Below are 26027 nucleotides of genomic sequence, written 5' to 3'. Positions count from 1 at the left end.
TGTCGCTGTGCTGCTCGTGCCTACGCATACGCATACGGTTTCCGGTCCGGCTCATGCCGCTTCCGTCCTGTCCGCCGCCATCCCCGCCGAGTCGAGCAGGGCCGTGCCGACGATGAGATCGGCCCCGCCGAACTCCGGGTCGTCCAGCTCCATGCCGTCGTCCACGGCGAACAACAGCTTCTCCTCGCCCTGCCGGTAGGCGGTGCCGACCGCCGGGCTGGCCGCGTGGACCGCCAACAGCGCCACCAGGTACGGCAGTTCCGGATCCTTGCGGCGGGCCTCGGCGAGCAGCCCGGACAGCCGGCGCGGCGCGTCCGCGGGCAGGTCCAGCAACTCCTTGGCCACGGTGAGCTGTTCCTCGCTGAAGCGGCTGTCGTCCGGGGTGGCGATCAGGTCCGGCTCGGGCATCTCCGCGCCGAGGTGCTCCCGCTCCACCGGCGGCGTCAGCAGTATGTCGACGAGGTCGCCGACCCGCACGGACGCCGGGGTACGCAGCCCGGTCCCCCGCGCGAAGAAGGCGTCCGTGACCCGGACCGCCTGTTCCAGGGGCAACGGCAGCACGGGCGCGACGAGATGCCCGTAGAGGTCTATCCCCGAGGACGCCATCGGGGTGGCGAACGCCTGGCGGTCCTGCTCGGCGCGGAACAGGGGGCCCGCCTCCAGCAGGCGCGACTGCAACTGCGTGTGGCGCCGGATGCAGTCCTTGACGATGTCGACGAGCTCGGCGGCCCGCCGTTTGTGCTCGGCGTCCTCGGTCTCGTCGCGTGCCTTGCGGATGTTGGTGAGGATCGCGTTCTCGTGGCGGTAGCGGTCGGCCACGTGGTCGAGAGCCTCGGCGATCATGTCGGGCACGGAGTTGAGCCAGTCCACCGCGCGGACGTTGCGCCGGGTGGCGTCCAGGGCGCGGCGCAGCGTCTCCGAGTACTGCACGGTCCGGTACCGGGCCTGTTCGGCGGCGAGTTGGGCGTCGGCGAGCCGGCCCCGGTTGATCAGGACCTCCAGCTTGACCTCGGCCGCGATCTGGGCGCTGGTGACGTCCGTGTCGAGTGCGCCCACCAGGACGTTGACGGCTTCGTCCGTGGTGCGGAGGTAGACCGTGCCGCCGGGGCCCGGCACCTCTTCGATCAGCTTGAAGTCGTAGTCGCGGCGGACGTAGTTGCCCTCCGGCGTGAACGTGCCGTACACCGCGCGGAAGCCGCGGTCGACGCTGCCGACGTTGATCAGGTTCTCAAGGACCCAGCGGGCCACGCGCTCGTGCTCGGCGACGGGGCGCTGCGGGGCCTGGGCGGCGATGCGCGGGATGAGCCTGGCCACTATCTGGTCGTGGTCGGCGCCCGTGTCGAAGTCCATGTTCAGGGTGACCAGGTCGATGGCGGCCAGGGCCACCTCTGCCATGCCGTACACCGAGTACTCACCGGCGAGATTGGCCTTGCGCACGTCGAGGTCGTGCAGCGGCGCGGTGCAGGCGAGCGCGCGCAGCCGCCGCGCCAGTCCCTCGTCGGCGGCTGGCCCTGGTGCGGGGCGCGGCCCCGCGCTGAGCTGGGGCGGAACGCTGTCCGTCGATGCAGGCGAAGTCACGGTGCACAGACTAGGTCCTCGGTCTGACATCGGCCCAAACGACTCGGATCACCTCACGGGTATCACCAAGTGATCGAATCGCTACGGAGTGTTTCCGTCGCCGACCCTTCGCCGGTACACCTCGACCACGCGTTCCAGGGAGTCGCCGAGGTAGACCGACAACAGCTTTTCGGCCTCGCCCTTGTCGCCGCCCTGGAGCGCCTCGTGGATCTGCTGGTTGCGGGCCAGGTACGGCTCGTGCAGGCGGCGTGGGTCGTCCACGAGGTGGAAGGCGAGGCGCAGTTCGGCGAAGACGCTGCGCATGAGTTCGTCGGTGCGCTCGCTTCCGGCCAGGGCCACGAGTTCGCGGTGGAAGTGGATATTGGCCGTACCCACCGTTTTCCAGTCACCTTCGCGGGCCGCCGTCCGCCCTTGGTCGACCGCCGCGGTGAGGGCGTCGAGGGCGTACGGCGGTGCGCCGAGGCCGCGGACGACGGCGCACTCGACGAGGGCGCGGGTGCGGTAGATGTCCTCGACGTCCTCGACGCTCAGGACCCGGACGAAGACGCCCCGGTTGAGTTCGTGGACGAGCAGGCGTTCGTGGGTGAGCAGTCGGAACGACTCGCGCAGGGTGTTGCGGGAGACCCCGAGCGCGCCTCCGATGCTGTCCTCCGACAGCCGGGTGCCGGGCGGGAAGTAGCCCTCGGCGATGCGGCTTCTGAGGACGTCCGAGACCCGTTCGGCCGTGCTGGTGCGGCCCAGGAGGGCGCGGTCGTCGGCCAGTTCGCTCAACTGCTCTGCCATGCCCGGAATTCAACCGCAGACACGAGAACGAAACAACACACCCCTTGCTCAATCGTTGAACGATTCCCTAAGGTGCTTCTCACCGCACGGCTCAATCACGCACCCTCCGTCCTCCCACTGCGAGGTGCCCATGAGCACGACCCCTCCACCCCAGGCCCTGACCACCGACCCGCCCACCGGTGAACTCACCGAAAAAGAAGGCGCGTTGGACTGGCTGCACGCCCTCGGACCGCGCGGCCGGCGCGCCTTCGCGGGCGCCTTCGGCGGCTACGCCCTGGACTCGTACGACTACTTCACGCTCCCGTTGAGCATGGTCGCGCTGGCCGCGTACTTCGGCCTGGACAGCGGCCAGACCGGCCTCTTCACGACCGTCACACTCGTGGTGTCCGCGGTCGGCGGCGCCCTCGCGGGAGTGATCGCGGACCGGGTCGGCCGGGTCAAGGCGCTGATGATCACGGTGATCACCTACGCGGTCTTCACCGTGGCCTGCGGCTTCGCGCCCAACTACGAGACCCTGCTGGTCTTCCGGGCCCTCCAGGGCCTCGGTTTCGGCGGTGAGTGGGCGGTCGGGGCGATCCTCGTCGCCGAGTACGCGAGCGCCAAGCACCGGGGCCGCACCCTCGGCGCGGTGCAGAGCTCGTGGGCCGTGGGCTGGGCGCTCGCCGCGATCATGTACACCCTGGTGTTCTCGTTCGCGAGCGACGACCTGGCCTGGCGGATCATGTTCTGGACGGGCGCCCTGCCGGCGCTGCTGGTGATCTGGATGCGGCGCCGGGTGCACGACGCCCCGCAGGCGGTGGCCGTACGCGAACAGAGCACCGAGAAGGGCTCGTTCACGGCGATCTTCAAACCCGGACTGCTGCGCACCACGATCTTCGCCGGGCTGCTCTCCACCGGCGTCCAGGGCGGCTACTACACGCTGGCCACCTGGGTGCCGACGTACCTGAAGAGCGAGCGCGGCCTCTCGGTCGTCGGCACCGGCGGCTATCTGACGTTCCTGATCTCCGGCGCCTTCCTCGGCTACCTGACCGGCGGCTATCTCACCGACCGGCTTGGCCGCAAGCGCAACATCTGGCTGTTCGCCCTGCTCTCGGCGGTCTGCATCCTGGCGTACGCGAACATCCCGGACGGCGCCAACGGCCTGCTCCTGGTGCTCGGTTTCCCGCTCGGGTTCTGCATGTCGGCGATCTTCAGCGGCTTCGGGTCCTTCCTCAGCGAGCTGTACCCGACGGCCCTCCGGGGCACCGGCCAGGGCTTCACCTACAACACCGGGCGCGCCGTGGGCGCCGTCTTCCCCACCACCGTCGGCTTCCTGGCCGACAGTTGGGGTGTGGGCGGCGCGCTGGTGTTCGGCGCGATCGGTTACGGCATCGCGGCACTGGCCCTGTTCGGCCTGCCGGAGACGAAGGGGCGGGAACTCGCGTGAACCGTACGGAAGACCGCCCCTTGACCCTCGTCGACGAGCACGCGCACGCGTGGAGCCCGAAGAGCGCCCGGGCCCGTTTCCGCAGGGGGCTCACCGGGCCGACCTCCGGGGTCGCGGCGGGCCACACCCAGGTCAACCTGATCTCGGTGCCCGCGGACTGGGCGTACGACATGCTGCTGTTCTGTCAGCGCAACCCCAAGCCCTGCCCGGTGCTGGACGTCACCGACGCCGGTTCCTTCACGACCGTGCTGGCGGACGGGGCGGACCTGCGCACCGATCTGCCGCGCTACCGGGTGTGGCGGGACGGCGAGTTGGTGGACGAGCCGACGGACGTGCGCGCGTACTGGCGCGGCGACCTGGTGTCGTTCCTGATCGGGTGCAGCTTCACCTTCGAGTGGGCACTGGGCGAGGCAGGCGTGCCGATCCGGCACATCGAGCAGGGACGCAACGTCCCCATGTACGTGACCGGCCGGCAGTGCCGCCCGGCGGGACGGCTGCACGGCCCGCTGGTGGTGTCCATGCGGCCGGTGCCGCCGGAGCGGCTGGCGGCGGCGATCCGGGAGACCAGCCTGCTCCCGGCGGTGCACGGCAGCCCCGTGCACTGCGGCGATCCCGCGGGGCTCGGCATCGGCGACCTCGACCGGCCCGACTTCGGTGACCCGGTGGCCGCCGAGCCGGACGACATCCCGGTCTTCTGGGCCTGCGGAGTGACCCCGCAGGCGGCCGTGATGGCCTCGCGTCCGCCCTTCGCCATCACCCACGCACCGGGGCAGATGTTGCTGACCGACGCCCGCGACGAGCAGTACCGCGTGGCCTGAGCAGAGAATGGACACATGACCGCGATCGACCTGAACGCCGACCTCGGCGAGGGCTTCGGCCACTGGCGGCTGACCGACGACGAACAGCTGCTGTCCGTCGTCACCAGCGCCAACGTGGCGTGCGGATTCCACGCCGGGGACCCGGTCATCATGCGGCGGGTGTGCGAGCTGGCCGCCGAGCGGGGGGTGCGGATCGGCGCCCAGGTCTCCTACCGGGACCTCGCGGGGTTCGGGCGGCGCGCGATGGACGTGCCGTCCGCTGAACTCACGGCCGAAGTGGCGTACCAGATCGGCGCCTTGGAGGTCTTCGCGCGGGCGGCGGGCACGCGCGTGGCGTATGTCAAGCCGCACGGCGCGCTCTACAACCGGGTCGTGCACGACGAGGAACAGGCGGGCGCGGTCGTGGCCGGCGTGCGGCTCGCCGACGCCACGCTGCCCGTGCTCGGCCTGCCCGGCTCCCGGCTGCTCGACCTGGCGGGCAAGGCAGGGCTCCCGACGGTCACCGAGGCGTTCGCCGACCGCGCGTACACCGATCAGGGCACGCTCGTGCCGCGCGGCGAGGAGGGCGCCGTGGTGACCGATCCGGCGGCGGTCGTGGAGCGCTCGGTGGGCCTGGCCCGCGACGGAGCGGTCACCTCCCGCTCCGGGAACCGGATCGACGTACGCGCGCGTTCTCTGTGCGTGCACGGGGACACAGCGGGGGCCGTCGAGCTGGCCCGGCTGGTCCGGGCGCGTCTGGAGTCGTCGGGCGTGCGGGTGGAGGCCTTCGTATGAGGGCGCTGCCCGTCGGCGACCACGCCCTCCTCGTCGAGGTGTCCTCCGGCGAGGAGGCGCAGGCGCTGCACGCGGAGCTGCTGCGTCGCCGTGCGGAGGGCACGCTGGCGGTCCGCGAGATCGTCCCCGCGGCCCGCACGGTCCTCCTCGACGGACTGGACGACCCGGCCCGCCTCGCCTCCGACCTGACCGCGTCCGAGGTACCGCCCGCTCCCCCACGCGCGGGTACGGCGATCGAGATCCCGGTGCGCTACGACGGACCGGACCTGGCCGACGTCGCCGCGCTCTGGGGCGTCGACGAACGGGAGGCGGTCCGCATCCACGCGGACACCGAATTCACCGTCGCCTTCTGCGGGTTCGCGCCCGGCTTCGGCTACCTGACCGGCCTGCCGCCGCGCTACGACGTCCCGCGCCGGGCGACACCCCGTACGGCCGTCCCGGCGGGCTCGGTCGGGCTGGCGGGGGCTTACACGGGCGTGTACCCCCGTTCCTCGCCCGGCGGTTGGCAGCTGATCGGGCGCACGGACGTCGTCCTGTGGGACCACGCGCGCGTGCCGGCCGCGCTGCTGTCACCGGGCACGCGCGTGCGCTTCGTCCCGGTGGGGCCCTCATGACGGACAGCGCGCTCTTCGTCGTACGGGCGGGAGCGCTCACGACGGTCCAGGACCGGGGGCGTCCCGGGCACGCCCACCTCGGCGTGCCCCACTCCGGTGCCCTGGACGGCCCCGCGGCGGCCCTCGCCAACCGCCTGGTCGGCAACGCGCCCGGCGCGGCCGTCCTGGAGACCACCGTCAACGGCTGTGCCGTACGCCCCCGTTCGACGGTCACCATGGCCGTCACCGGCGCCCCGTGCGCGGTCAGGGTGGACGGCCGGCCGGTCGCCTGGGGAGCGCCCGTGCCCGTGCCGGCCGCCGCGGTCCTGGAGGTGGGCACGGTGATCCGGGGCGTACGGAGCTACCTCGCGGTCCGCGGCGGTATCGCCGTGGAACCGGTGCTCGGCAGCCGCTCCGCGGACCTGCTGTCCGGCCTCGGCCCGCCACCGCTCGCGGACGGCCAGGTGCTGCCCCTGGGGGATCCACAGGGCCACTACGCACGCGTGGACGTCGCCCCGCAGCCGGCTCCCCCGCAGGAGCTGGTGCTGCGGGTGACCCCGGGCCCGCGCGACGACTGGTTCACCCCGGACGCCGTACGCGCCTTCACCTCGCGCGCGTACCGGGTCTCCCCGTCCAGCAACCGCATCGGCCTCCGTACGGAGGGCCCTGCCCTGGAACGCGCCCGCACCGGTGAACTCCCCAGCGAGGGCATGGTCCTGGGCGCGGTCCAGGTCCCGCCCGACGGCAGACCGGTCGTCTTCCTCGCCGACCACCCGACCACCGGGGGCTACCCGGTGATCGCCGTCGTCCACGCGGTCGACCTGCCACCCGCGGCCCAGGCGGCACCGGGCACACCGGTCCGCTTCGTGACCGTACGGAGGCGCTGAGCCGCTGGGGCGGGCCGGGCGTCGAGGGAGCGGTCGGCGTTCCGGGCCCAGGGGACGCGCTCAGGCGTACGCCCGTAGCCCGGACCGGCATGCGCCCATCCGCGCCAAAGGCCGCTCGCCCACGCCCGGACCGCCCGCTCCACGTCTCCCGGCGCGGTCGGCGCGCCCACATCGCCGCGACCGACTGTGGCTACGCGAGCAAGGTCGCGGCCGTGACGTGGTTCTCCGGCCCGCCCCGCCCACGCCTTACGCCGTGTCCGGCTGCCGCTGCTCCCCCACCGACAACGCTGCAAGGGCCGACGACACCGCTGCCGCCGTCCGCAGGTCGAGTCGGGCGCTGGTGCCGCGGGCGCGGTGGCGCATCTCGTCGGCGGCGAGCCTGAGGAGCTGCGGCAGCAGGTCGGTGCAGCGGCGGGCCACCCAGCCGGTGCCCGCGGTGGCCAGCCACAGCAGGCTCGCCGACGTGGTGGGCTCGGGGAACTCGGGCTCGGGCGAGGGCGCGGTGCCCGTCGCGAGGCCCTCCTCGGCCAGCAACGCGTGGAAGCGGAGCGCCAGTTGCCGGTGTCCCCGCTCGCCCGGGTGCAGCCGGTCCGCGCTCCACATCGCCCGGTCCATCAGCCAGGCGCCCTCGGCCGCGTGCAGATGGACCGCGCCGTACCGCTCGGAGAGCGCGTGCACCACGGTGTTGACCGCCCGTTGCCGGCGGGCCAGTGGACGCGCCAGCGCGCCCGGCAGGTTGAGCGTGACGCCCGGGTCGGGCAGACAGGCCGTGAGCAGGACCGCGCCCTGCTCGGTGAAGGCGGCGTACACCTTGTCGAGCCGTTCGGCGACGGCGTGGATGTCGAAGGTGCAGCGCAGAGTGTCGTTGACGCCGATGACCACCGACACAACGTCGGGGCGCAGGGCCAGCGCGGCCGGCGTCTGCTGCTCCAGCACCTCCCGCGTCTGCGCCCCGCTGACCGCGAGGTTGGTGAACTCCACGGAGGTCAGGTCCTCAAGGGATTCCGTGGACTTCATGGTCCAGGCCGCCCCCTCGGCCCCCGCTCCCCGCTCGGCGAGCCCGTCGGCCAGCAGCGCCGCCCAGCCGCGCCACCCGTCGCCGACGGGATCGCCCACGCCCTCGGTGAGCGAGTCACCGAGGGCCACGAAACGCACCGTTCTCATGCCACGCCCCCGGGCGCGTAGGGCCGTACCGGCACCGCCGCGTCGTGCGCGGCGAGGAAGGCGTCCACGGCCGTGTGCCAGCCGAAGCACTCCGCACGCGCGCGTGCGGCCTCCCGCCGCTGCCCCTCGGGGAGTTCGAGGAGCATGTCGACGGCGTCCGCGAAGGCGTCCCCGCGGTCGGCCGCGACCGCGCCGGCGGAGCCGATCACCTCCGGCAGCGCGGACGACGTGCTGACCACCACGGGCGTGCCGCAGGCCATCGCCTCCAGCGCGGCGAGCCCGAAGGTCTCGGCGGGCCCGGGCGCCAGACACACGTCCGCCGAGGCCTGGAGCGCGCCCAGCGCGTCCCGGTCGGAGACATGGCCGAGGAAGGTCACGGGCAGCCGCCGCTCGCGCGCCCGCTCTTCGAGCCGCGGCCGCAGCGGCCCGTCCCCGGCGACCACCAGCACCGCCTTGCGGCCGCGCCGCAGCAGCGACTCCAGGGCGTCGAGGGCGGTGCCGGGCCGCTTCTCCACGGACATCCGGGTGCACGTCACGAGCAGCGTCTCGTCCACGCGCGCGTACCGGGCCCGCAGACCGGGGTCCCGCAGCGAGGGATGCCGCTCGACCAGATCGACGCCCAGCGGGGCGCGTACGACGTTGCGGGCGCCGATCCGGACGAACTCGCGCTCGGCGAACTCGGTGGTGCACACCACGCGCGAGTACGTGTGTGCCGTACGGACGTTGAGGGCGTCGGCGGCGCACCGGGCCGCCGCCTCGGACAGGCCCCAGGTGCGCAGGACGCCGTCGGCGGTCTCGTGGGAGACCATCACGGCGGGCACGCGCGCGCGTCGCGCCCACTTGCCGGTCCACCTCAGGGTCGTACGGTCGGAGACCTCCAGGCGGTCGGGGGCCAGCTCCTCCAGGAGCCCGGCCACGCGCCGCTTGTCGGTCAGGACGCGGTAGCCGCCCGTGCCGGGCAGCAGCGGACCGGGCAGGGTGATCACGCGCCCCTGCTCGGTCTCCCGGTCGTCGGCCCGCTCGCCGGGGACGATCAGCACGGGGTCGTGCCCGGCCTCCTTGAAGCCCTTGCCCAGCTCGCGCAGCGCGGTGCGCAGGCCCCCGGAGGAGGGGGCGACGAAGTTCGCCAGCCGCACGATGCGCAGGGAGCTCACGCCGCCACCACCGTCTTGCGCGCGGCCAGGACGGCCCCGTAGTGGTCGATCAGCTGGTCGCCGACGGCCGCCCAGGTGCGGCCCTCCACGGTGGTGCGCGCGGCGGCCCCGAAGGAGGCCCTCAGCCCGGCGTCGGCGGCCAGGGAGGCCACCGCCTGCGTCACGGCGTCTGCGTCGCGCGGCGGGACCAGGAACCCGGTGCGGCCGTGGTCGACCAGGTCGAGGGGACCGCCGACGGCGGGGGCGACCACGGGCACGCCGCTCGCCATGGCCTCCTGCACGGTCTGGCAGAAGGTCTCGAAGGGCCCGGTGTGCGCGAACACGTCCAAGGAGGCGTAGATCCTGGCCAGTTCGTCGCCGGTGCGGCGGCCGAGGAAGACGGCGCCGGGCAGCTGTTCCTGGAGGTTCGGCAGGCTCGGTCCGTCGCCGGTGACCACGACCCGGACGCCGGGCAGCGCGCACACGCCGGCGAGCAGTTCGACCTGCTTCTCCGGTGCGAGCCGGCCGACGTAGCCGACGATCAGCTCGCCGTTCGGGGCGAGTTCGCGACGAATCGCCTCGTCGCGCAGGTCGGGACGGAAGCGCACGGTGTCCACGCCCCGCTGCCACAGCCGCAGCCGGGGCACGCCGTGTGCCTCCAGGTCGTGCATCGCGGCGCTGGACGGGGCGAGGGTGAGGTCGGCGGCGGAGTGGACGGAGCGGATACGACGCCAGGCCGCGGCCTCGCCGGCGCCCACATAGGTGCGGGCGTAGCCGGCGAGGTCGGTCTGGTAGACGGCGACGGCGGGGATGCCGAGCCGGGCGGCGGCGGCCATGCCGCGGACGCCGAGGATGAAGGGGCTGGCCAGGTGGACCACGTCGGCACGGTGCTCGACGAGTGTGGCGGCGAGGCGTCGGCTGGGGAGGGCGACGCGCACCTGGGGGTAGCCGGGGAGCGGGAGGGAGGGGACATGGACGACGGGGCACGGCGCCGAGGCGTCGGGCCGGTTGCCGGGCGCGGGGGCCGGGGCAACGACGACGGGGGCGTGACCGCGATCTACGAGGTGCCGGGCGGTCTGGAGCGCGCAGTGGGCCACGCCGTTCACGTCGGGGGGAAAGGATTCGGTCACGATGACGACACGCATACCCGTGTTGTCGCCGCGCCGGACGTGGACGCGTCAAAGTGGATCTTTACGAAATACAAACGTCCCATGAGCGTTGCACGCCACGCCCGAGCAGGTCGGACCGCGTCCACGCCCGGCTGACCCGCGGGTCACCTCTCGTTCATCCGGAGCCCGCGCCGACGCCTGTTCTCCGCGTCGGAGATGGCTCAAACGACGGGTCAAACGGCGGGTCAAACGGCGGGTCCGTCCGGTCCGATCCGGCTGCGTACGGCGGTCTGGACCTCGGCCTCCTCGGCCGGGTCGGCGGCCAGTCGGCGCAGTTGCTCGACGACGCGGGTGTCACCGGTCTCGGCGTGCCGTGCGGCGATCTCCCGGGTGGTCTCCTCGCAGTCCCAGAGGCACTCGACGGCGAAGCCTGCCGGGAAGGAGGGGTCGGTGGCGGCGAGGGCGCGGGCGGCCCGGCCTCGGAGCTGGGAGGAGGCGGTCTCGCGATAGATGTGGCGCAGGACGGGGGCGGCGCAGACGATGCCGAGCCGGCCGGTGCCGTCGACGAGGGTCCACAGGGTCGGGGCGTCGGGACCCTCGCCTCGTACGGCCTCGCGCAGGGCGCCCAGGACCAGGTCCCGGTCCTCGACACCGCCCCGACAGGCGAGCATGCGGCCCGCGGCGGCGCCCAGCGGGTCGGGCCGGTGGGCCCAGCCGCGGGCGCGGTCGACGGCGGCGACGGTGCGCATCCGTTCGAAGGCGGCGACGGCGACCTCCACGACAGTCGGCGAACCGGTGGTCACGGCCCGCTCGATCAGGTCGAGGGCGTCCGGGTCGTTGCTGTCGGCCAGATACCGCACGGCCGTGCAGCGGGCTCCGTCGGTGCCGTCCACGGCGGCCCGCAGGATCTCGGGCCGGTCCTCGGGCCCGGCGACGGCCATGAGGCAGCGGGCGGCCGGGATGTGCAGCTCGGTACCGCGTTCGAGGCCCTGCTGGGCCCACTCGAACACCGCCTGCACGCTCCACCCCGGACGGGGCCCACTCGGTCGCATCTGCCGCTGCCAGCGGTCGAAGCAGCCGGCCTCCTGTGCGGCACGCACACGCGTGGCGACCGATTCGCGCGGATCGTCGGCCCACAACCGCCACGGCCGGGGCTCGAAGGCGTCGCGGACGACGGCGGCGAGTTCGGCCTCGCCCTCGGCGTCGGTGGCGAACCGGGCCAGCACGGGCGCGGCCAGGGCACGCAGCCCGGCGTCGTCGTCCCGCAGTGCCAGCTCGTCCAGGGCCCAGGCCCAGTTGGAGCCGGAGGCGGCGTACCTGCGCAGCAGTTCGAGCGCGTCCAGCCTGCCGTAGGAGGCGAGATGGCCGAGGACCGCGAGGGCCAGGCCGGTGCGTGACTCCTCGGTGTCGAAGACGTCCTCGACATCGAAGAGGTGCGCCTCGATCTCGTCCAGCTCGCCGTTGAGGTCGAGGTAGAGACGGGCGTAGTACAGGGAGCGGTTCTCCACCTGCCAGTCGTGGCGTGGATCGCGCAGCACGCAGTGGTTCAGTGCCGCGAGCGCCTCGGCGCGCGGTGCGGTGAGCGCGTGCAGCGTGCCGTCGCCACGGCCCCTCTGAAGGAGGCCGAGCAGGGTTCCGCTGGGCGCTATGACCGGATCGAACATGGGAAACAGCCTCACATCAAGCGTCGACGCAACCGGGGAGCACGCATTACCTGGCCGCGTGACACAACGTCGGAGCGCCCGCCGTCTCTTGCTTGCTGTAGACCATCTTCCTCTGCCTCTCGTCGGTGGCCCATGCGGACCGCATCACGGCCCGCGCGGTGCGGCAACACCTGCCCAGCCATCGCGTCCGTGAATCACGACGTCATGATGACCCGGCACTTCGGCCTGCCGCGACCGAAATTTCGGCGGCCTTGTACCGCCTCCCCCGTTGTCTGTGTCTTCGCTGGTCAGAACATGCGGATCAATGTGCGCCGAACAACTCGAGCAGTTCTGTCTTGCCGAACATCCGGGCCGTGTCGACGGCCGACGGGGTGCCCTCGGAGGGGTCGGCGCCACCTTCCAGGAGGGCTTCGATCACTTCCGTCTCACCCTTGAAGACGGCTCCGGCGAGCGGGGTCTGTCCCCGGTCGTTGATCCGGCCCGCCTCCGCACCCCGGGCGAGCAGCGCGCGTACCGCCTCCGCGTGCCCGTGGTAGGCGGCGAGCATCACGAGGGAGTCGCCCCGGTCGTTGGTGAGGTCGGCCGGAACGCCCGCGTCGACGTACGCCACGAGCGCCTCGGTCTGCCCCTGTCGGGCCAGATCGAAGATCTTGGTCGCCAGCTCCACGACCTCGGGGTCGGGGGCTTCAGTCATCGGCCGGTCCGCCTCTCATACAACCGTTCAGGTGAATCGCCAGGGTACTGGCTCACGACGTACATGACCCGAAGTGCCCGAGGTAAAGATCACGGCAGACCCGGTCGGACGCAAGTGCCCTGCTCAACGCCCCCGAAGCGCTCCGCCATCCGGGGGAAATTCGCCGAAATTCACCTTGTTGCACCTTTTATCGTATGGATACATCCTGTGAGCCTGGAAGTACTCATGGTGACTGTCCCCGCGAACCAGGAGATCCCAAATGATCCTGTCCATCTCAGGCGTGGTCCTTCTCGGCATCATCGTCTTCCTCTTCTTCCGCAAGGACGGCCTGAAGGCGTCGCACGCCATGGTGTCGGCGCTGTTCGGCTTCTACCTGGCGAGCACGGCGATCGCCCCGAGCATCAAGGCCGGCGGCGAGAGCCTGGCCGGTCTGCTCGGCGGCATCAAGTTCTGACGCCGTTCCCTCCGTCCGTACGCACCTTCAGGAGACAGCAGTGGCCCGGCGCCCCCTCCCCCGCATCCTGAGCACAGGCAGCACGCAGATCGCCCGGAGCCGGGAGCTGGCCCGGACGGCGGCCGACAGCGCCACCGATGTCCTCCATCCGCTGATCACGGTCTCCCGCGGTCTGCGCCGGCTGGCGGCGGCCGGGCGGCGCAGATGGGCCGACACCCCGAAGGACAAGCGCGGGCCGCTGCTGTTCTTCGTGGCGTCGGTGGTCCTGGTCGTGGCGCTGGTGCCGTACGGTCCGCTGCTCGCCGTCATCGCCCTGATGGCGGCGGCAGCATGGCAGGGCCGCGACCGCACCGAGCCGGAGCCCGACGGCCCGGACGAGTCGCAGACCCAGCGCCTCCAGTCCCTGTACGAGGCCCTGGTGCCGTACTTCTCCATCCCGGAGGACCCCGCCCCGCTCTTCGCCCACGGCGGCGAGTGGGAGAAGGCCTTCCCTGCCTACGAGTTCGACGGGTCGGGCCGTGTCACCCATCTCACGGTCCGCTACCCGGCGTACTTCACCGACGGCGAGCCCGACTCCCGCGCGCGGATCGAGCAGTTGCTGCACGCCAAGTCGGGCCGCGGCCGCGAGTACCGCTTCGCGTGGGACGAGGAGGGCAACCAGCTCACCATCACCGTCCTGTCCCCGCTGCCCACCGACATCGCCGCCCAGCGCTTCGTCACGGCACCGGGCGAGACGGTCCTCGGCTTCACCGACCCCTCCGAGGTCCAGCGCACGCTCCCGCTCACCCACGGCGAGGAGCGGCGCGACGTCCCCCCGGTCGTCTGGCGCACCGGCATCCGCTCCACCGAGCCGCACCTGCTGGTCGTCGGCCAGCCCGGCAGCGGCACTTCGACCCTGCTGCGCTCCATCGCCCTGCAGGCCCTCCAGTACGGCGACGTCCTGATCGTCGAGGGCGGCGGCACCGGCGAGTACGCGTGCCTGACCGGCCGCGACGGTGTTCTCGCCGTCGAGTGCGGGCTCGCCGGGGCGCTGGCCAGCCTGGAGTGGGCCGCCCACGAGACGGAGCGCCGACTGATCGCGCTGAACCGCGCCCGGCAGGCGGGCCACCCGCCGCCGGACGACACCAAGCGCCCGCTGTGGATCCTCCTGGACCGCCCGAGCGCCTTCACCCACCTCGCCGCCGCCGACGCCCAGCGGGACCCGCAGTCCCTGCTCCAGGTGCCGCTGCGGCACGGCCGCGCGGCGAACGTGACGGTGGTGGTGGCCGACCAGTTCGACACCGCGGACGCGCTGAGCGAGCCGGTACGGCAGCACACACGCGCGCGTGTCGTCCTCGGACCGGCGACCGCCGGCCAGCTGGAAGCGGTCCTGGGCACCCCGCCGCACACCACGCCGGTCACCCAGGTCCCGCCCGGCCGCGGCTACGCCCGCCTCGGCACGGGCCCGGTCCATCGCCTCCAGGTCCCGGCGACCCCGGACCCCTACGACGACGCGACGAGCGACGCGGACCGGCAGGCGGTACTGGCGCTGCTGCCGCCGCGGACGACACCGGCGGATTCCGAGGGCGTGGAGGCCGCCCAGGAGCCGACGGGAGCGGAGCCCGTGCCCGCGGACGTCATGGCGACGGAGGGCTCGTAGCGGATCGTCGGTCGGAGCCCCGGGTGACTGTCGGTCGCCCGGGGCTCCGCCGTTTCACACGTCCTACGCCACGAACGTGCGGGGCGCCTCGCCCGTCCCGGAGCCCCCGCTCTCCACCAGCTTCGCCGCGGCGGCCAGCCGGGTCGCCGCCTCCTCCGCCACCGCGCCCCCCACGGTGAACGGCAGTCGCACATACCCCTCGAAGGCGCCGTCGACCCCGAACCGCGGCCCCGACGGCACCCGTACCCCGACCCGCTCCCCCGCCTCGGCGATCCGCGAGCCCGACAGTCCCCCGGTGCGCACCCACAGCGTGAGTCCGCCCCTGGGCACCTCGAACTCCCAGCCGGGCAGCTCCCGTCGCACGGCCGCGACCAGGGCGTCCCGGTTCTCCCGCGCCTGCGCGCGCCGCACCTGCACGGCCTGCTCCCAACCGCCGGTTCCGAAGAGCCAGTTCACGGCCAGTTGCTCCAGCACCGGTGTGCCCAGGTCGGCATAGGCGCGGGCGGAGACCAGGCTGCGGATGATGTCCGGCGCGGCGCGCACCCAGCCGATGCGCAGGCCCGCCCAGAAGGCCTTGCTGGCCGAGCCGACGGTGATCACCGCGGACCCGGCGGGGTCGAAGGCGCAGACGGGCCGCGGCATCTCGACGTCGTCGTCCAGCCACAGCTCGGTCATCGTCTCGTCGGCGATCAGCACCGTCCCCGCGGAACGGGCCGCCTCCACGAGCTTGCGGCGCTGGTCGTCGTCGGCGAGCGCGCCGGTCGGGTTGTGGAAGTCGGCGACGATGTACGCGATGCGCGGCGCGGCCTCGCGCAGCACCTGCCGCCAGCGGTCCAGGTCCCAGCCGGTCAGCCCCTCGGCCATCGCGACCGGCACCAGACGCGCCCCCGCCTCCCGCATCAACTGAAGGATGTTGGCGTACGACGGCGACTCGACGGCGACCCGCTCGCCGCGGCCCGCGAAGAGGTGGCAGATCGCGTCGATGGCGCCCATGGCTCCCGTGGTGACCATGATCTGCTCGGGCATCGTCGGAATCCCGCGCGCGGTGTACCGATCGGCGATCATCGCGCGCAGCGCGGGCAGCCCGGCCGGGTAGTCGCCGTGCGTGTGCGCGTACGGCGGCAGCTCCTCCAGGGCGCCCTGGACGGCCCGGGTCAGCCACGGCTCGGGGGCGGGCAGGGCCGCGCAGCCCAGGTCGATGAGGGAGCCGAGCGCCTCGGGGGGCAGCGGCTCCAGCCCGCGCGCGGGAAGCGGGTTTCCGGCCGGCACGGCGGTCCAACTGCCCGCGCCCCGCCGGGACTCCAGGAACCCCTCGGCGCGCAACGCCTCGTAGGCCGCCGCGACCGTCGTACGGCTGACGGACAGGGCCAGCGCCAGCTCGCGCTCGGCGGGCAGCCGGGCGGCCACCGGCACCCGGCCCTCAAGGACCAGCAGCCGTACGCCGTCGGCGAGCGCCCGGTAGGCCGGCGGCCGGCGGGTGCCGGGGCCCGCGGGGCGGTCCTGCTGGGAGTTGAGCAGCCGGGCGAGCTGAGCCGCCCCCATCGCCGAGGTCCACTGCGCCATGGAAACCAGTCCACCTTCCTCGAATTGGCCATGGATGATGTCCCCACCCAAGCCACAGGGTGACACGAAGCAGGCCACTAGGACCACTGGAGGATCCCCTTGTCCACGAAGAGCCGTCTCCCGAGACGGTTGATCCAGCTGTACGTCGGGCTCGTCCTGTACGGAGCCAGCTCCGCGCTTCTCGTGGTGGCGGGTCTGGGGCTCGAACCCTGGAACGTGCTGCACCAGGGCCTCGCCGAGCTCACCGGGCTGACGATCGGTGTCGTGTCGATCATCGTCGGCGCGGCCGTGCTGCTCCTGTGGATCCCGCTGCGCCAGCGACCGGGCCTCGGTACGGTCTCCAACGTCTTCGTGGTCGGCCTCGCCATGGACGGCACGCTCGCCCTCGTCCCCGAGGCGCACTCCCTGGCCGTACGGATCCCCCTGATGCTCACCGCCGTCGTGGTCAACGGCGCGGCCACCGGCCTCTACATCGCCGCCCGCCTCGGCCCGGGACCGCGGGACGGCCTGATGACGGGACTGCACCGGCGTACCGGCCGCTCGATCCGGCTGCTGCGGACGGCGATCGAGATCGTGGTCGTCGCGACCGGCTTCGCCCTCGGTGGCACCGTCGGCATCGGCACGGTCCTGTACGCGGTGTCGATCGGACCGCTGGCCCAGCTCTTCCTGCGGGTGTTCGACGTCCCCGCGGCATCCGGCGGCAGCACGGTCGTTGCCGGCGTGCAACCGCGGCGGGCGATACTGCGTCGGTGAGCACGCCGATACGCCACCCCTACCTCGACCACCCCGGCCCGATCCCCTTCGCCCACCGGGGCGGGGCGGCGGACGGTCTGGAGAACACCGCGCTGCAGTTCCGGCGGGCGGTACAGGCGGGCTACCGCTATCTGGAGACCGACGTGCACGCCACGGCGGACGGCAAACTGGTCGCCCTGCACGACGCGACGCTGGACCGGGTGACCGACGGCGGCGGACGCATAGGCGACCTGATGTGGAAGGACGTCAGCCACGCGCGCGTGGCGGGCAAGGAGCCCGTGCCGCTCTTCGAGGAGCTCCTGGAGACCTTCCCGGAGGCGCGCTGGAACGTGGACCTCAAGGCCGAGGCCTCGCTGCACCCCTTCCTGGAGCTGATCGAGCGCACGAACGCCTGGGACCGCGTCTGCGTCGGCTCCTTCTCCGAGGCGCGCGTCATCCGCGCCCAGCGGCTGGCCGGACCGCGCCTGGCGACGTCGTACGGCACGCGCGGGGTGCTCAATCTGCGGCTGCGCTCCTGGGGCGTCCCCGCCGCGCTGCGCCGCTCCGCGATCGCCGCCCAGGTCCCCGAGGCCCAGTCGGGCATCCAGGTCGTCGACCGGCGCTTCGTCCGCACCGCCCACGCGCGCGGGATTCAGGTGCACGTGTGGACCATCAACGAACCCGATCGCATGCACCGGCTCCTGGACCTGGGGGTGGATGGCATCATGACCGATCACATCGACACGTTGCGCAAGGTCATGGAAGAGCGTGGCGTCTGGGCCTGAGGCCCTGGACCACCCCGCCGAGCCTTCGCACCTCAGCGGGGAAGCGAGGGCACGGGTGAGCACCGACACCGTGCGGGCGGAAGGCCTGGACCGGCGGCGCGAGCAGCGCGGCTGGTACTTCTACGACTGGGCCTGCTCCGTCTACTCGACGAGCGTGCTCACCGTGTTCCTGGGCCCCTATCTGACGTCGGTCGCCAAGGACGCGGCGGACGCGGACGGGTTCGTGCACCCGCTGGGGATACCGGTGCGCGCCGGGTCCTTCTTCGCGTACTCGGTGTCCTTGTCGGTGATCGTGGCCGTGCTGGTGATGCCCCTGGTGGGTGCGGCGGCCGACCGCTCGGGGCGCAAGAAGCCGCTGCTCGGAGCGGCGGCCTATGTCGGCGCGGCGGCGACCACCGCCATGTTCTTCCTGGACGGCGACCGCTATCTGCTCGGCGGCCTGCTGCTGATCGTCGCGAACGCGGCGCAGTCCGTCGCGATGATGCTCTACAACTCCTACCTGCCCCAGATCGCGCCGCCCGAGGAGCGCGACGCGGTCTCCTCCCGGGGCTGGGCCTTCGGCTACGCGGCCGGTTCACTGGTGCTGATCGCCAACCTCGTGCTTTATCTGGCGCACGACACCTTCGGTGTCTCCGAGACCACGGCCGTCCGCATCTGCCTGGCCTCGGCCGGACTGTGGTGGGGCGCCTTCACGCTGATCCCGTTGAGCCGGTTGCGCGACCGCCGCTCCGGGCCGCGGACCGAACCGACCGCCCCGGGGTTCCGCCAACTGGCGGCGACGGTCCGCCACATGCGCCGGCACCCGCTGACCCTCTCCTTCCTGCTGGCCTACCTGGTCTACAACGACGGCATCCAGACGGTGATCTCCCAGGCCTCGGTCTACGGCTCCGAGGAACTCGGCCTCGGCCAGTCCACCCTCATCGCCGCGATCCTGCTGGTCCAGGTGCTGGCGGTGGCGGGCGCGCTGGGCATGGGGCGACTCGCCCGGACGTACGGCGCCAAGCGCACGATCCTCGGCTCCCTGGTGGCGTGGACGGTGACGCTGGCGGCGGGGTACTTCCTGCCGGCCGGCGCGCCGGTGTGGTTCTTCGTCCTCGCGGCCGGCATCGGCCTCGTCCTGGGCGGCAGCCAGGCCCTGTCCCGCTCCCTGTTCTCCCATCTCGTCCCGCCCGGCAAGGAGGCCGAGTACTTCTCCGCGTACGAGATGAGCGACCGGGGCATGAGCTGGTTGGGTCCTCTGCTGTTCGGGATCACCTACCAGCTGACAGGAAGTTATCGCGACGCGATCATCTCCCTGGTGGCCTTCTTCGTCATCGGGTTCGTGCTGCTCGCACGGGTCCCGGTACGGCGGGCGATCGGCGACGCGGGCAATCCTGTTCCCGAGAGGATTTAGCGTTCGACGCGAAAGGGCGGTAGTGTACGCGTTTGGCCTGCCAGGCGTACCGTTACTGCGCGTCAAAGATGCCGAAACGCTGGGTGACATCTGCTAGCAGATGTGACAAACAGGGCACTGGTGGGTACAACAAGGGGCGACTACGACGGTGACGCATGACCCGGAACGGGACTCGGAACGGGAATCTTTACCGCCGACCGGACGTTGACCGGATGACGACGACAGCGACACCTGTCCTGTGGGCGACAAGCCCGGGAGGCACGATTCATGAGTGAGCGAGCTCTTCGCGGCACGCGCCTCGTGGTGACCAGCTACGAGACGGACCGCGGCATCGACCTGGCCCCGCGCCAGGCCGTGGAGTACGCATGCGAGAAGGGGCACCGCTTCGAGATGCCCTTCTCGGTCGAGGCGGAGATCCCGCCGGAGTGGGAGTGCAAGGTCTGCGGGGCCCAAGCTCTCCTCGTTGACGGCGACGGCCCTGAAGAGAAGAAGGCCAAGCCCGCGCGTACGCACTGGGACATGCTGATGGAACGGCGCACCCGAGAGGAGCTCGAAGAGGTCCTCGAGGAGCGTCTGGCCGTTCTCCGCTCCGGCGCGATGAATATCGCGGTACACCCCAGGGACAGCCGCAAGTCGGCGTAGTCCCTACGGGGTTTGAGCGGGGAACACAAGCGCACGTAAGTTACCGAGGGCGCCGTACGCGAAGTCTGCGTACGGCGCCCTCGGTTTGTGCTGGGTGCGGCTGGTGACTTTGGTGCGGCCGAGTGGGGGCTGCGGTTCCTGGGGGCTTCGCCCCCAGACCCCCGTCGGCCCCAGAGGGCCTCGTCCTCAAACGCCGGACGGGCTGAAAAAATACAAGTGCGCTCAGCCGGTCAGCGGGCGCCTCGGGCCCTGCTCCGGCGCCGAGTCGTTCGGCTCGTCCCGGATGACCTCGCCCTGGACCACCTTGCCGTCGGGGCGGTGGATGCGGGCCTGCGTGAAGGCGTCGCCCAGACTTCCCGCACCGGCCGCGCGCAGCTTGCGTTCGACCGTGCGCTCCGCCAGGCGGCTCAGCGCTTTCTGTACCGGGGGGATCAGCAGGAGCAGGCCCACCGCGTCCGAGATCAGGCCGGGGATCATCAGGAGCAGGCCGCCGAGCATCATCAGGCCGTTGCCGCCGCCGCTCGCCGGCGCGGTACCCCGCTGGACGGCCTCGTTCAGGTTCTGGAAGGCACGGCGGCCCGCCTTCTTGATCACCGCGGAGCCCACCACGAAGCCGGCGACCAGCAGCAGGAACACGGTGAACCCGCTGGAGGCGCCCGCGACCACGGTCAGCAGCCAGATCTCCAGCACCAGCCAGGCGGCGACGCCCAGCGGCAGGTAGGTCCGCAGCCGTGAGCGCCGGGGCCGGGCCGGATGGGTGGGGGTCTGCGCACCAGTCGTCATGCATCCAGTGTGCCTGGACCCGGCTCAGTACGGGATAAGCGGGTGATCAACGGGGGCTGTGAAGCCCTACGCCGTGCACACCCGCCCGCCTGTACCGCCGTCAGGGCTGCTTCTTGTCGCGTCCCAGGACCTTGCCGACCCGCTCCGTCGCGCCCCACGCGGTGACGCGCCACAGCGCCTCCACGAGGATGTCCTTGCTCATCTTGGAGTCGCCCAGCTCGCGCTCGACGAACGTGATGGGGACCTCGACGACGTGGTAGCCGGCCTTGACCGAGCGGCGGGCCAGATCGACCTGGAAGCAGTAGCCCTGGGAGGAGACCTCGTCGAGGCCGAGGCCTTCGAGGGTCTCGCGGCGGAAGGCGCGGTAGCCGCCGGTGATGTCGCGCAGCGGCAGGTCGAGGGCGAGCCGGGAGTAGAGGCTGCCGCCGCGGGAGATGGCCTCGCGGCTCTTGGGCCAGTTCACCACCCGGCCGCCCGGCACCCAGCGGGAGCCGAGCACGAGGTCGGCACCCTTGAGGGCGGTGAGCAGCCGGGGCAGTTCCTCGGGCTGGTGGGAGCCGTCGGCGTCCATCTCGATCAGCACGCCGTAACCGTGCTCCAGACCCCAGCGGAAACCCGCGAGGTAGGCGGCACCGAGGCCTTCCTTGCCCTTGCGGTGCAGCACCTGGACCTGGTCGTCCTCGACGGCGAGTTCGTCGGCGAGCTTGCCGGTGCCGTCGGGGCTGTTGTCGTCGGCCACGAGGACGTGCGCCTCGGGGACGGCGGCACGCACCCGGCCGACGATCGCCTTGATGTTCTCCGCCTCGTTGTAGGTCGGGATGATCACCAAGGCGGTGCCGAGCGGCCCGAACTGCCTCCCCCGGTCCGATGCCGCGAGGGTCCCGTCGCCGTCGTTCACTACTGCCCCTTCGTGTCCGTACGCAGACATCCACCATAGTGGCCGCCGCCTGCGATGACGTGACAGAACGTTCGTATGGCAGTGTCGTTTCCACAAGAGCTGGGTAAGCATGGGCTTTTCGGGTTTTTTGTCAGCTGTGGATCGCCCGTGTACTGCGGATGGGGGCCCGGCGCCCTTCGGGCCGACCTGGGGCCCGCTGGCTGCGGGTCGACCGAAAGCCGTTGTCTACTGAGCGTCCGGGCCCCACCCGGGTCACACCTCCCCGACCGGCCGGAACGTTCCCTCGCTGCGGCGCGGGCACTGAGCCTGGCTCCCAGTGGCGGTGCCCCGGTGCGGCACACCGTCCCTGACCCAGCGGCGCCGCGACGAGTGCGCGGACGTTCCCCGGTCGGGCGTCCGGTGGTGGACTCGGCCGAACCTACCGGCCCGTTGCGGCCGCCTGTCAACAGCCGTCTGACCTGCTCATACTTCGCCGATGGCCTGGTCAGGGCAGAGGATGCGCAGGTCGCGCGTCGAGGCGGCGGCCCAAGATCCGAGCCGCGCCACCCCGGGAGATCACTCGCCCGGCCCTACGAACACCGTCCGGCCGCCGACGACGGTGCGCAGGCATACGGGGAGGTCGTGGCCCGGGGTCAGGTCGGGCAGGCCGGGGGTGCCCGAGCGGGGGTCGGTGGACCAGCGGGCCACCCGGTCGTCGGGGGCCTGCACGACCAGCTCGTCGGTGCGCCACACGGCGTAGTCCGCGGGCGCGCCCGGCACCAGGACGCCCGCGTCGTCGCGCCCGACGGCCCGCCAGCCGCCCCGCGTGTGCGCCGTGAACGCGGCGCGCACCGAAACGCGGTGCTCCGGCGTGCGGTGGAAGGCGGCGGCGCGGACCGTGCCCCACGGGTCGAGGGGGGTGACCGGGCTGTCCGAGCCGAAGGCGAGGGGCACGCCCGCCCGCAGGAGGGCCGCGAAGGGGTTCAGGGCGCGCGCCCGCTCGGCACCCAGACGCTGGGCGTACATGCCGTCCTCGCCGCCCCACAGGGCGTCGAAGGCGGGCTGGACGGAGGCCGTGAGGCCCAGTTCGGCGAAAGCGGCGATCGTCTCGGGGGTGAGCAGTTCGGCGTGCTCGACGCGGTGGCGGGCGGCGCGGATCCGGGCGAGGCCGACCTTCTCGGCGGCCGCGCGGACGCCCTCGACGACCGCGGCCAGGGCGGCGTCGCCGATCGCGTGGAAGCCCGCCTGAAGGCCCGCTTCGGTGCAGGCGACGACATGGGCGGCGACGGCGTCGGCGTCCAGGTAGCCGGCGCCCGTGTGGTCGGCGTCGGTGTAGGGCTGGTGCAGACAGGCGGTGTGCGAGCCGAGGGAGCCGTCCACGAAGAGGTCGCCGGCCGCGCCCCTCGCGCCCAGCGCACGCGCCTTCTCGACGTCCTGCTCGGCCCAGTAGCCGACGACCCGCGGTCCGGTCTCCTCGGCGGCGAGCCGGAGCAGGCCGGTGAAGTCGTCCTCGGAGGAGATGTCCGGCCCGGCGCACTCGTGGAGCGAGCCGATGCCCAGGGAGGCCGCGTGGGCGAGGGCGGCGCGCTGGGCCTCGGTGCGCTGGGCCGGGGTGACGGCGGCGAGCGCGGCGGCGCGGACGGCGTGATGGGCGTCGCCGGTGAGCGGGGCGTCGGCCGCGTCCAGGCCGGGGGTGAGATCGAGCAGGGCGGTGGTCACGACCGCCGAGTGGACGTCGATCCGGCTGAGGTAGAGCGGGCGGCCGCCGGTCGCCTCGTCGAGTTCGGCGCGGGTCGGGGGGCGGCCGCCGGGCCAGCGGGCCGCGTCCCAGCCATGGCCGCGCAGCACGCGGTCGTCGGGGCGGGCGGCGGCGAAGTCCCGTACGCGAACGAGGGCGTCCGCCAGCGAGGGCGCGTCGGACAGATCGAGGCCGGTGAGGGCGAGGCCGGTCGCCGTGGTGTGCACGTGGGCGTCGGTGAACGCCGGGGTGACCAGGGCGCCGTCCAGATCGACGGTCTCGTCGACGCCGTCCGCGAAGGCGTCGGCGGCCCCCTCGGAGCCGACCCAGGCCACCTGGCCGCGCTCCACGACCATCGCGGTCGCGAAGGGATCGGCGGGGCTGTGGACCTCGCCCCGGCGGAGCAGGACGGTGCGGTGCGGGTCGGTGCGCTCACTCATGGGGAACAGTCTCGCGCCTCGGTACGACGCCGTTGCACGCAGGTCACCCGTTGCCCGGACCGGGAACGGCGAGCCGCGGTGCGGCGGCGGTCAGATGCGCGGCGGGCGTGCCTCGTACGGCGTCGACAGGACCACCGTCGTGCGGGTCGAGACGCCGGCCAGTGAGCGCAGGCGGGCGAGCAGTTCCTCGAGTTCGTGCGGGGTGGAGACGCGGACCTTGAGGATGTAGTTCTCGTCGCCGGCCACGCTGTGGCAGGCCTCGATCTCGGGGACGCCGGACAGGCGGTCCGCGATGTCGTCGGGGGCGCTGGGGTCGAACGGTTTCACCGAGATGAAGGCGGTCATCGGCAGCCCGACGGCCTCGGGGTCGACCACCGCCGCGTATCCGCGGATGACGCCCCGTTGCTCCAACCGCCGCACCCGCTGGTGCACGGCCGACGTGGACAGGCCCGTGGCCTTGCCCAGGTCTGTGTAGCTCATCCGCCCGTCCTTGACGAGCAGCTGCACGATTTGTCGGTCCAGCTCCTCCATGGCGCAAGAACCTACAGGGCTCTTGATCTCCTGGGATAGCCGAGCGGCGCAGGTCATACCCGGTTCGTGATGTGGCCGAGAGCGGCCTGTGAGTCGCCCGAGGGACAAAACGGCCGCGGCGGGCACCTGCGGACGGCATGTGACGAACGCCACAGTCGTCGGGGATTCTCCGTGATGGTCTCGTGATTACCGCCGAGACGGGGCGGGAAGTGCTTGCTGTGGTCGAGGCCGCAGCGCCTTCACGGCCCAGCCCTAGGGGGAGAACCTATGCAGAGTCTTAAGCGCCCTGGTCGTACCGCGCCCAAGCGCCTCCACTCGGTCGTCGAGGCCGAACCGGAGGGCGTCGAAGCCGACGACTACGACGTGGACGAGCTTGACGCGTACGAGACGTTCGAGATGTACCGGGTGGTCTGCCCGGACTGCGTGCAGCCCATCGCGCTGCTGGCGGACGAGGAGGTCCTGCCGGAGCACGCGCTGTGCGCCTCGCCGTGGAACCCCTTCGGGCTGACGGTCTGTGCCGGTACCGGCCGCAGCGCGTCCGACGCGCCGTCCGCCGACGAGTCGACCGAGCCCCAGGAGCAGGACACCGCCCTGCTGTTGACGCTCCCTCAGGGACTCGACTGGCGGACCCAGCCGTTCTCGCACGTCGGCGGCGCGGGCTCGCGCCCGATGCGCGTGCCGGTGATGCGCCGCCAGGCCGCCTGACTCTTCCGCCGCCTCGCTCAGTCCCAGTAACTGCCCTGCACCATGGCTCGCAGGCTGCCGTGGTGCAGGATCAGTGTGTCCGGGTCCGCCGGGACGGCGACCTCGCCGAAGTGCACTTGTCGGTAGGCGACGCGCAGCATGACGATCGCGTGCCGCAGCGCCGCGTACAGGGTGTAGAAGTCCATGTCGCGCGGTGTGTGGCCGGTGAGTCGGGCGTAGCGGGCCTCGACGCGGTCGCGGCGCAGGAAGTCCGGCAGGCCGGGCTGTCCGAAGGCCGCGGTCAGGTCCTGGAAGAAGCGGGCCAGATAGACGGTCCAGCCGAGGTCGACCTCGCGCGGGGCCAGGGCCGCCATCTCCCAGTCGAGGACGGCCACGGGGTCGAACCCGTCGTAGATGACGTTCCCGATGCGTGCGTCGCCCCAGTTGAGCACCGGTGGGCCGGGGTCGCCGGGCCATCGCTCCTCCAGCCGGTCGAAGGCGTCCTCGATGAGGGGTGAGCGGGCGACTCCGGCCACCACCCAGTCGTAGTAGGCGCGTTGGGCCGTGACGTGACGGCGGAGGGCGTCACCCTCGCCGGGGAACGCCAGGAACTCGGCCTCCTCCAAGGGGACTTGGTCGTGCAGGCGGGCCAACAGCCCTATCGACGCGGCCTCCAGACGCTCGCGTTCGGCGTCGCTCGCCGCGTGCAGCCAGTTGCCCTCGTACGTGTAGGGCATGACGTCCGGCGGGACGCGCCCCTCGACCCGCTCCATGACGAAGAACGGCGCCCCGAGCGGGCCCGGGTCCTCCTCCAGCCAGCGCACCTTCGGCACGGGCAGGTCGGAGTGCTCGGCCACCACGCGCATCGTGCGGTACTGGCGGGGCATGTCGTAGACCGGGAACACGGTGTACGCCCCCGGGTCCGCCGCGAGCCGCAACGCGCAGGCGGTGAAGGGCGGTTCGGGGTGCTCGATGTCGAAGAGCAGGGTCTCGCTGGACATGCCGTTCGAGGCCGGGACGGTGACCCCGGTGGCCTTGGCGCCGGGCAGCCGGGCATCGAGCCAGGCGGTGAGCCGACGGCCGATCTCCTGCGGGTCACGGGTGCTGGTGCGCGGACGTGGTGCCGTGGCCATGGCGCAACCC

Annotated in this window: 25 protein-coding genes; 12 read left to right on the top strand and 13 right to left on the bottom strand. The window is 72.4% G+C overall.

Translation table 11 applies throughout. From position 1 onward, the window contains the following. Nucleotides 1–51 precede the first annotated feature (51 nt). Together ACIP6U_RS32965 and ACIP6U_RS32960 are read right to left on the bottom strand one after the other, a co-directional pair. Nucleotides 52–1578: a hypothetical protein gene (locus ACIP6U_RS32965; protein WP_401725493.1), complete on the bottom strand. Its 1527-nt coding sequence runs from the start codon at nucleotides 1576–1578 to the stop codon at nucleotides 52–54. A gap of 81 nt (nucleotides 1579–1659) precedes the next feature. After that, a complete protein-coding gene (locus ACIP6U_RS32960; RefSeq protein ID WP_401725490.1) occupies nucleotides 1660–2361 on the bottom strand; it encodes a GntR family transcriptional regulator in 702 nt (233 codons plus the stop codon). A 130-nt stretch (nucleotides 2362–2491) separates the two neighbouring features. Between ACIP6U_RS32960 and ACIP6U_RS32955 the strand changes: the two genes are divergently transcribed. Genes ACIP6U_RS32955 through ACIP6U_RS32935 form a run of 5 tightly spaced genes read left to right on the top strand, consistent with a single transcriptional unit; the run spans nucleotide 2492 to nucleotide 6859 of the window. Next, complete coding sequence (locus ACIP6U_RS32955; protein ID WP_401725487.1) at nucleotides 2492–3787, top strand: MFS transporter; 1296 nt, start codon at nucleotides 2492–2494, stop codon at nucleotides 3785–3787. Continuing rightward, nucleotides 3784–4605 (top strand): putative hydro-lyase, encoded by an 822-nt coding sequence (locus ACIP6U_RS32950; protein ID WP_401725484.1) that lies wholly within the window; start codon nucleotides 3784–3786, stop codon nucleotides 4603–4605. The genes ACIP6U_RS32955 and ACIP6U_RS32950 overlap by 4 nt, the downstream gene beginning before the upstream one ends. A 15-nt stretch (nucleotides 4606–4620) precedes the next feature. After that, on the top strand, nucleotides 4621–5379 hold the full coding sequence (locus ACIP6U_RS32945) for a LamB/YcsF family protein (RefSeq protein WP_401725481.1): 759 nt from the start codon (nucleotides 4621–4623) through the stop codon (nucleotides 5377–5379). Continuing rightward, nucleotides 5376–5993, top strand: a complete 618-nt coding sequence (gene pxpB / locus ACIP6U_RS32940; protein ID WP_401725478.1) for a 5-oxoprolinase subunit PxpB — start codon at nucleotides 5376–5378, stop codon at nucleotides 5991–5993. Before ACIP6U_RS32945 ends, pxpB begins: the two co-directional genes overlap by 4 nt. Further along, on the top strand, nucleotides 5990–6859 hold the full coding sequence (locus ACIP6U_RS32935) for a biotin-dependent carboxyltransferase family protein (RefSeq protein ID WP_401725475.1): 870 nt from the start codon (nucleotides 5990–5992) through the stop codon (nucleotides 6857–6859). Before pxpB ends, ACIP6U_RS32935 begins: the two co-directional genes overlap by 4 nt. Before the next feature lie 246 nt (nucleotides 6860–7105). On the opposite strand, the gene ACIP6U_RS32930 is transcribed toward ACIP6U_RS32935, so the two are convergent. The 5 genes from ACIP6U_RS32930 to ACIP6U_RS32910 form a co-directional block, all read right to left on the bottom strand. Then, a complete protein-coding gene (locus ACIP6U_RS32930) occupies nucleotides 7106–8023 on the bottom strand; it encodes an SGNH/GDSL hydrolase family protein (protein WP_401725472.1) in 918 nt (305 codons plus the stop codon). Next, nucleotides 8020–9177, bottom strand: a complete 1158-nt coding sequence (locus ACIP6U_RS32925; RefSeq protein WP_401725469.1) for a glycosyltransferase — start codon at nucleotides 9175–9177, stop codon at nucleotides 8020–8022. The genes ACIP6U_RS32930 and ACIP6U_RS32925 overlap by 4 nt, the downstream gene beginning before the upstream one ends. Next, a complete protein-coding gene (locus ACIP6U_RS32920; RefSeq protein WP_401725466.1) occupies nucleotides 9174–10301 on the bottom strand; it encodes a glycosyltransferase family 4 protein in 1128 nt (375 codons plus the stop codon). Before ACIP6U_RS32920 ends, ACIP6U_RS32925 begins: the two co-directional genes overlap by 4 nt. Before the next feature lie 209 nt (nucleotides 10302–10510). Beyond that, nucleotides 10511–11929: a HEAT repeat domain-containing protein gene (locus tag ACIP6U_RS32915; RefSeq protein WP_401725463.1), complete on the bottom strand. Its 1419-nt coding sequence runs from the start codon at nucleotides 11927–11929 to the stop codon at nucleotides 10511–10513. A gap of 301 nt (nucleotides 11930–12230) precedes the next feature. After that, nucleotides 12231–12623, bottom strand: coding sequence for an ankyrin repeat domain-containing protein (locus ACIP6U_RS32910; protein ID WP_124002926.1), 393 nt, complete (start codon nucleotides 12621–12623; stop codon nucleotides 12231–12233). Between the two features lie 259 nt (nucleotides 12624–12882). Between ACIP6U_RS32910 and ACIP6U_RS32905 the strand changes: the two genes are divergently transcribed. Both ACIP6U_RS32905 and ACIP6U_RS32900 read left to right on the top strand, forming a co-directional pair. Next, nucleotides 12883–13077, top strand: a complete 195-nt coding sequence (locus ACIP6U_RS32905; protein WP_121404479.1) for a hypothetical protein — start codon at nucleotides 12883–12885, stop codon at nucleotides 13075–13077. A 40-nt stretch (nucleotides 13078–13117) separates the two neighbouring features. Next, entirely contained in the window at nucleotides 13118–14716 is a 1599-nt protein-coding gene (locus tag ACIP6U_RS32900; protein ID WP_401725459.1) for an ATP-binding protein, read from the top strand. A 63-nt stretch (nucleotides 14717–14779) separates the two neighbouring features. Here the strand turns inward: ACIP6U_RS32900 and ACIP6U_RS32895 are convergent, their stop codons facing one another. Then, the gene (locus tag ACIP6U_RS32895) at nucleotides 14780–16279 is read right to left on the bottom strand and encodes a PLP-dependent aminotransferase family protein (RefSeq protein ID WP_401725456.1); all 1500 of its coding nucleotides are present in this window, start codon (nucleotides 16277–16279) and stop codon (nucleotides 14780–14782) included. Nucleotides 16280–16378: 99 nt separating this feature from the next. On the opposite strand from ACIP6U_RS32895, the gene ACIP6U_RS32890 reads away from it, so the two are divergent. The 4 genes from ACIP6U_RS32890 to ACIP6U_RS32875 all read left to right on the top strand — a co-directional run bounded on the left by ACIP6U_RS32890 (nucleotide 16379) and on the right by ACIP6U_RS32875 (nucleotide 19831). Further along, nucleotides 16379–17032, top strand: a complete 654-nt coding sequence (locus ACIP6U_RS32890; RefSeq protein WP_401725453.1) for a YitT family protein — start codon at nucleotides 16379–16381, stop codon at nucleotides 17030–17032. Further along, complete coding sequence (locus ACIP6U_RS32885) at nucleotides 17029–17796, top strand: glycerophosphodiester phosphodiesterase (protein WP_401725450.1); 768 nt, start codon at nucleotides 17029–17031, stop codon at nucleotides 17794–17796. Before ACIP6U_RS32890 ends, ACIP6U_RS32885 begins: the two co-directional genes overlap by 4 nt. Nucleotides 17797–17851: 55 nt before the next feature. Further along, complete coding sequence (locus ACIP6U_RS32880) at nucleotides 17852–19189, top strand: MFS transporter (RefSeq protein ID WP_401725448.1); 1338 nt, start codon at nucleotides 17852–17854, stop codon at nucleotides 19187–19189. Between the two features lie 267 nt (nucleotides 19190–19456). Then, nucleotides 19457–19831 (top strand): RNA polymerase-binding protein RbpA, encoded by a 375-nt coding sequence (locus tag ACIP6U_RS32875; protein ID WP_003977404.1) that lies wholly within the window; start codon nucleotides 19457–19459, stop codon nucleotides 19829–19831. A 222-nt stretch (nucleotides 19832–20053) separates the two neighbouring features. Here the strand turns inward: ACIP6U_RS32875 and fxsA are convergent, their stop codons facing one another. The 4 genes from fxsA to ACIP6U_RS32855 form a co-directional block, all read right to left on the bottom strand. After that, nucleotides 20054–20614, bottom strand: a complete 561-nt coding sequence (fxsA, locus tag ACIP6U_RS32870) for an FxsA family membrane protein (protein ID WP_401725445.1) — start codon at nucleotides 20612–20614, stop codon at nucleotides 20054–20056. Between the two features lie 100 nt (nucleotides 20615–20714). After that, nucleotides 20715–21512 carry a polyprenol monophosphomannose synthase gene (locus tag ACIP6U_RS32865; RefSeq protein WP_401725443.1) on the bottom strand — a complete coding sequence of 266 codons (798 nt, stop codon included), beginning with the start codon at nucleotides 21510–21512 and terminating at the stop codon, nucleotides 20715–20717. A gap of 555 nt (nucleotides 21513–22067) precedes the next feature. Continuing rightward, nucleotides 22068–23669, bottom strand: a complete 1602-nt coding sequence (locus ACIP6U_RS32860) for an amidohydrolase (protein WP_401725440.1) — start codon at nucleotides 23667–23669, stop codon at nucleotides 22068–22070. A 90-nt stretch (nucleotides 23670–23759) separates the two neighbouring features. Then, on the bottom strand, nucleotides 23760–24200 hold the full coding sequence (locus tag ACIP6U_RS32855) for an Lrp/AsnC family transcriptional regulator (RefSeq protein WP_124002917.1): 441 nt from the start codon (nucleotides 24198–24200) through the stop codon (nucleotides 23760–23762). Between the two features lie 267 nt (nucleotides 24201–24467). Between ACIP6U_RS32855 and ACIP6U_RS32850 the strand changes: the two genes are divergently transcribed. Further along, complete coding sequence (locus ACIP6U_RS32850; protein ID WP_401725437.1) at nucleotides 24468–24905, top strand: hypothetical protein; 438 nt, start codon at nucleotides 24468–24470, stop codon at nucleotides 24903–24905. Nucleotides 24906–24922: 17 nt separating this feature from the next. Here ACIP6U_RS32850 and ACIP6U_RS32845 read toward each other — a convergent pair whose 3' ends face one another. Then, entirely contained in the window at nucleotides 24923–26017 is a 1095-nt protein-coding gene (locus tag ACIP6U_RS32845) for a phosphotransferase family protein (RefSeq protein WP_401725434.1), read from the bottom strand. Nucleotides 26018–26027 lie beyond the last annotated feature (10 nt).

The sequence above is a fragment of the Streptomyces sp. NPDC088794 genome (assembly GCF_044750545.1).
GTDB lineage: Bacteria > Actinomycetota > Actinomycetes > Streptomycetales > Streptomycetaceae > Streptomyces.
The sequence above is the reverse complement of the archived record's forward strand: the minus strand, read 5'-3'. Positions and strand labels throughout refer to the sequence as shown.

What these genes read in the sequence shown, in the direction of transcription:
- ACIP6U_RS32860 (WP_401725440.1), bottom strand. Translation starts at nt 23,669, where the DNA reads ATGAGTGAGCGCACCGACCCGCACCGCACCGTCCTGCTCCGCCGGGGC.
- ACIP6U_RS32920 (WP_401725466.1), bottom strand. Translation starts at nt 10,301, where the DNA reads ATGCGTGTCGTCATCGTGACCGAATCCTTTCCCCCCGACGTGAACGGC.
- ACIP6U_RS32845 (WP_401725434.1), bottom strand. Translation starts at nt 26,017, where the DNA reads ATGGCCACGGCACCACGTCCGCGCACCAGCACCCGTGACCCGCAGGAG.
- ACIP6U_RS32955 (WP_401725487.1), top strand. Translation starts at nt 2,492, where the DNA reads ATGAGCACGACCCCTCCACCCCAGGCCCTGACCACCGACCCGCCCACC.
- ACIP6U_RS32935 (WP_401725475.1), top strand. Translation starts at nt 5,990, where the DNA reads ATGACGGACAGCGCGCTCTTCGTCGTACGGGCGGGAGCGCTCACGACG.
- ACIP6U_RS32850 (WP_401725437.1), top strand. Translation starts at nt 24,468, where the DNA reads ATGCAGAGTCTTAAGCGCCCTGGTCGTACCGCGCCCAAGCGCCTCCAC.
- ACIP6U_RS32930 (WP_401725472.1), bottom strand. Translation starts at nt 8,023, where the DNA reads ATGAGAACGGTGCGTTTCGTGGCCCTCGGTGACTCGCTCACCGAGGGC.
- ACIP6U_RS32915 (WP_401725463.1), bottom strand. Translation starts at nt 11,929, where the DNA reads ATGTTCGATCCGGTCATAGCGCCCAGCGGAACCCTGCTCGGCCTCCTT.
- ACIP6U_RS32960 (WP_401725490.1), bottom strand. Translation starts at nt 2,361, where the DNA reads ATGGCAGAGCAGTTGAGCGAACTGGCCGACGACCGCGCCCTCCTGGGC.
- ACIP6U_RS32855 (WP_124002917.1), bottom strand. Translation starts at nt 24,200, where the DNA reads ATGGAGGAGCTGGACCGACAAATCGTGCAGCTGCTCGTCAAGGACGGG.
- pxpB (WP_401725478.1), top strand. Translation starts at nt 5,376, where the DNA reads ATGAGGGCGCTGCCCGTCGGCGACCACGCCCTCCTCGTCGAGGTGTCC.
- ACIP6U_RS32905 (WP_121404479.1), top strand. Translation starts at nt 12,883, where the DNA reads ATGATCCTGTCCATCTCAGGCGTGGTCCTTCTCGGCATCATCGTCTTC.
- ACIP6U_RS32910 (WP_124002926.1), bottom strand. Translation starts at nt 12,623, where the DNA reads ATGACTGAAGCCCCCGACCCCGAGGTCGTGGAGCTGGCGACCAAGATC.
- ACIP6U_RS32945 (WP_401725481.1), top strand. Translation starts at nt 4,621, where the DNA reads ATGACCGCGATCGACCTGAACGCCGACCTCGGCGAGGGCTTCGGCCAC.
- ACIP6U_RS32895 (WP_401725456.1), bottom strand. Translation starts at nt 16,279, where the DNA reads ATGGCGCAGTGGACCTCGGCGATGGGGGCGGCTCAGCTCGCCCGGCTG.
- fxsA (WP_401725445.1), bottom strand. Translation starts at nt 20,614, where the DNA reads ATGACGACTGGTGCGCAGACCCCCACCCATCCGGCCCGGCCCCGGCGC.
- ACIP6U_RS32875 (WP_003977404.1), top strand. Translation starts at nt 19,457, where the DNA reads ATGAGTGAGCGAGCTCTTCGCGGCACGCGCCTCGTGGTGACCAGCTAC.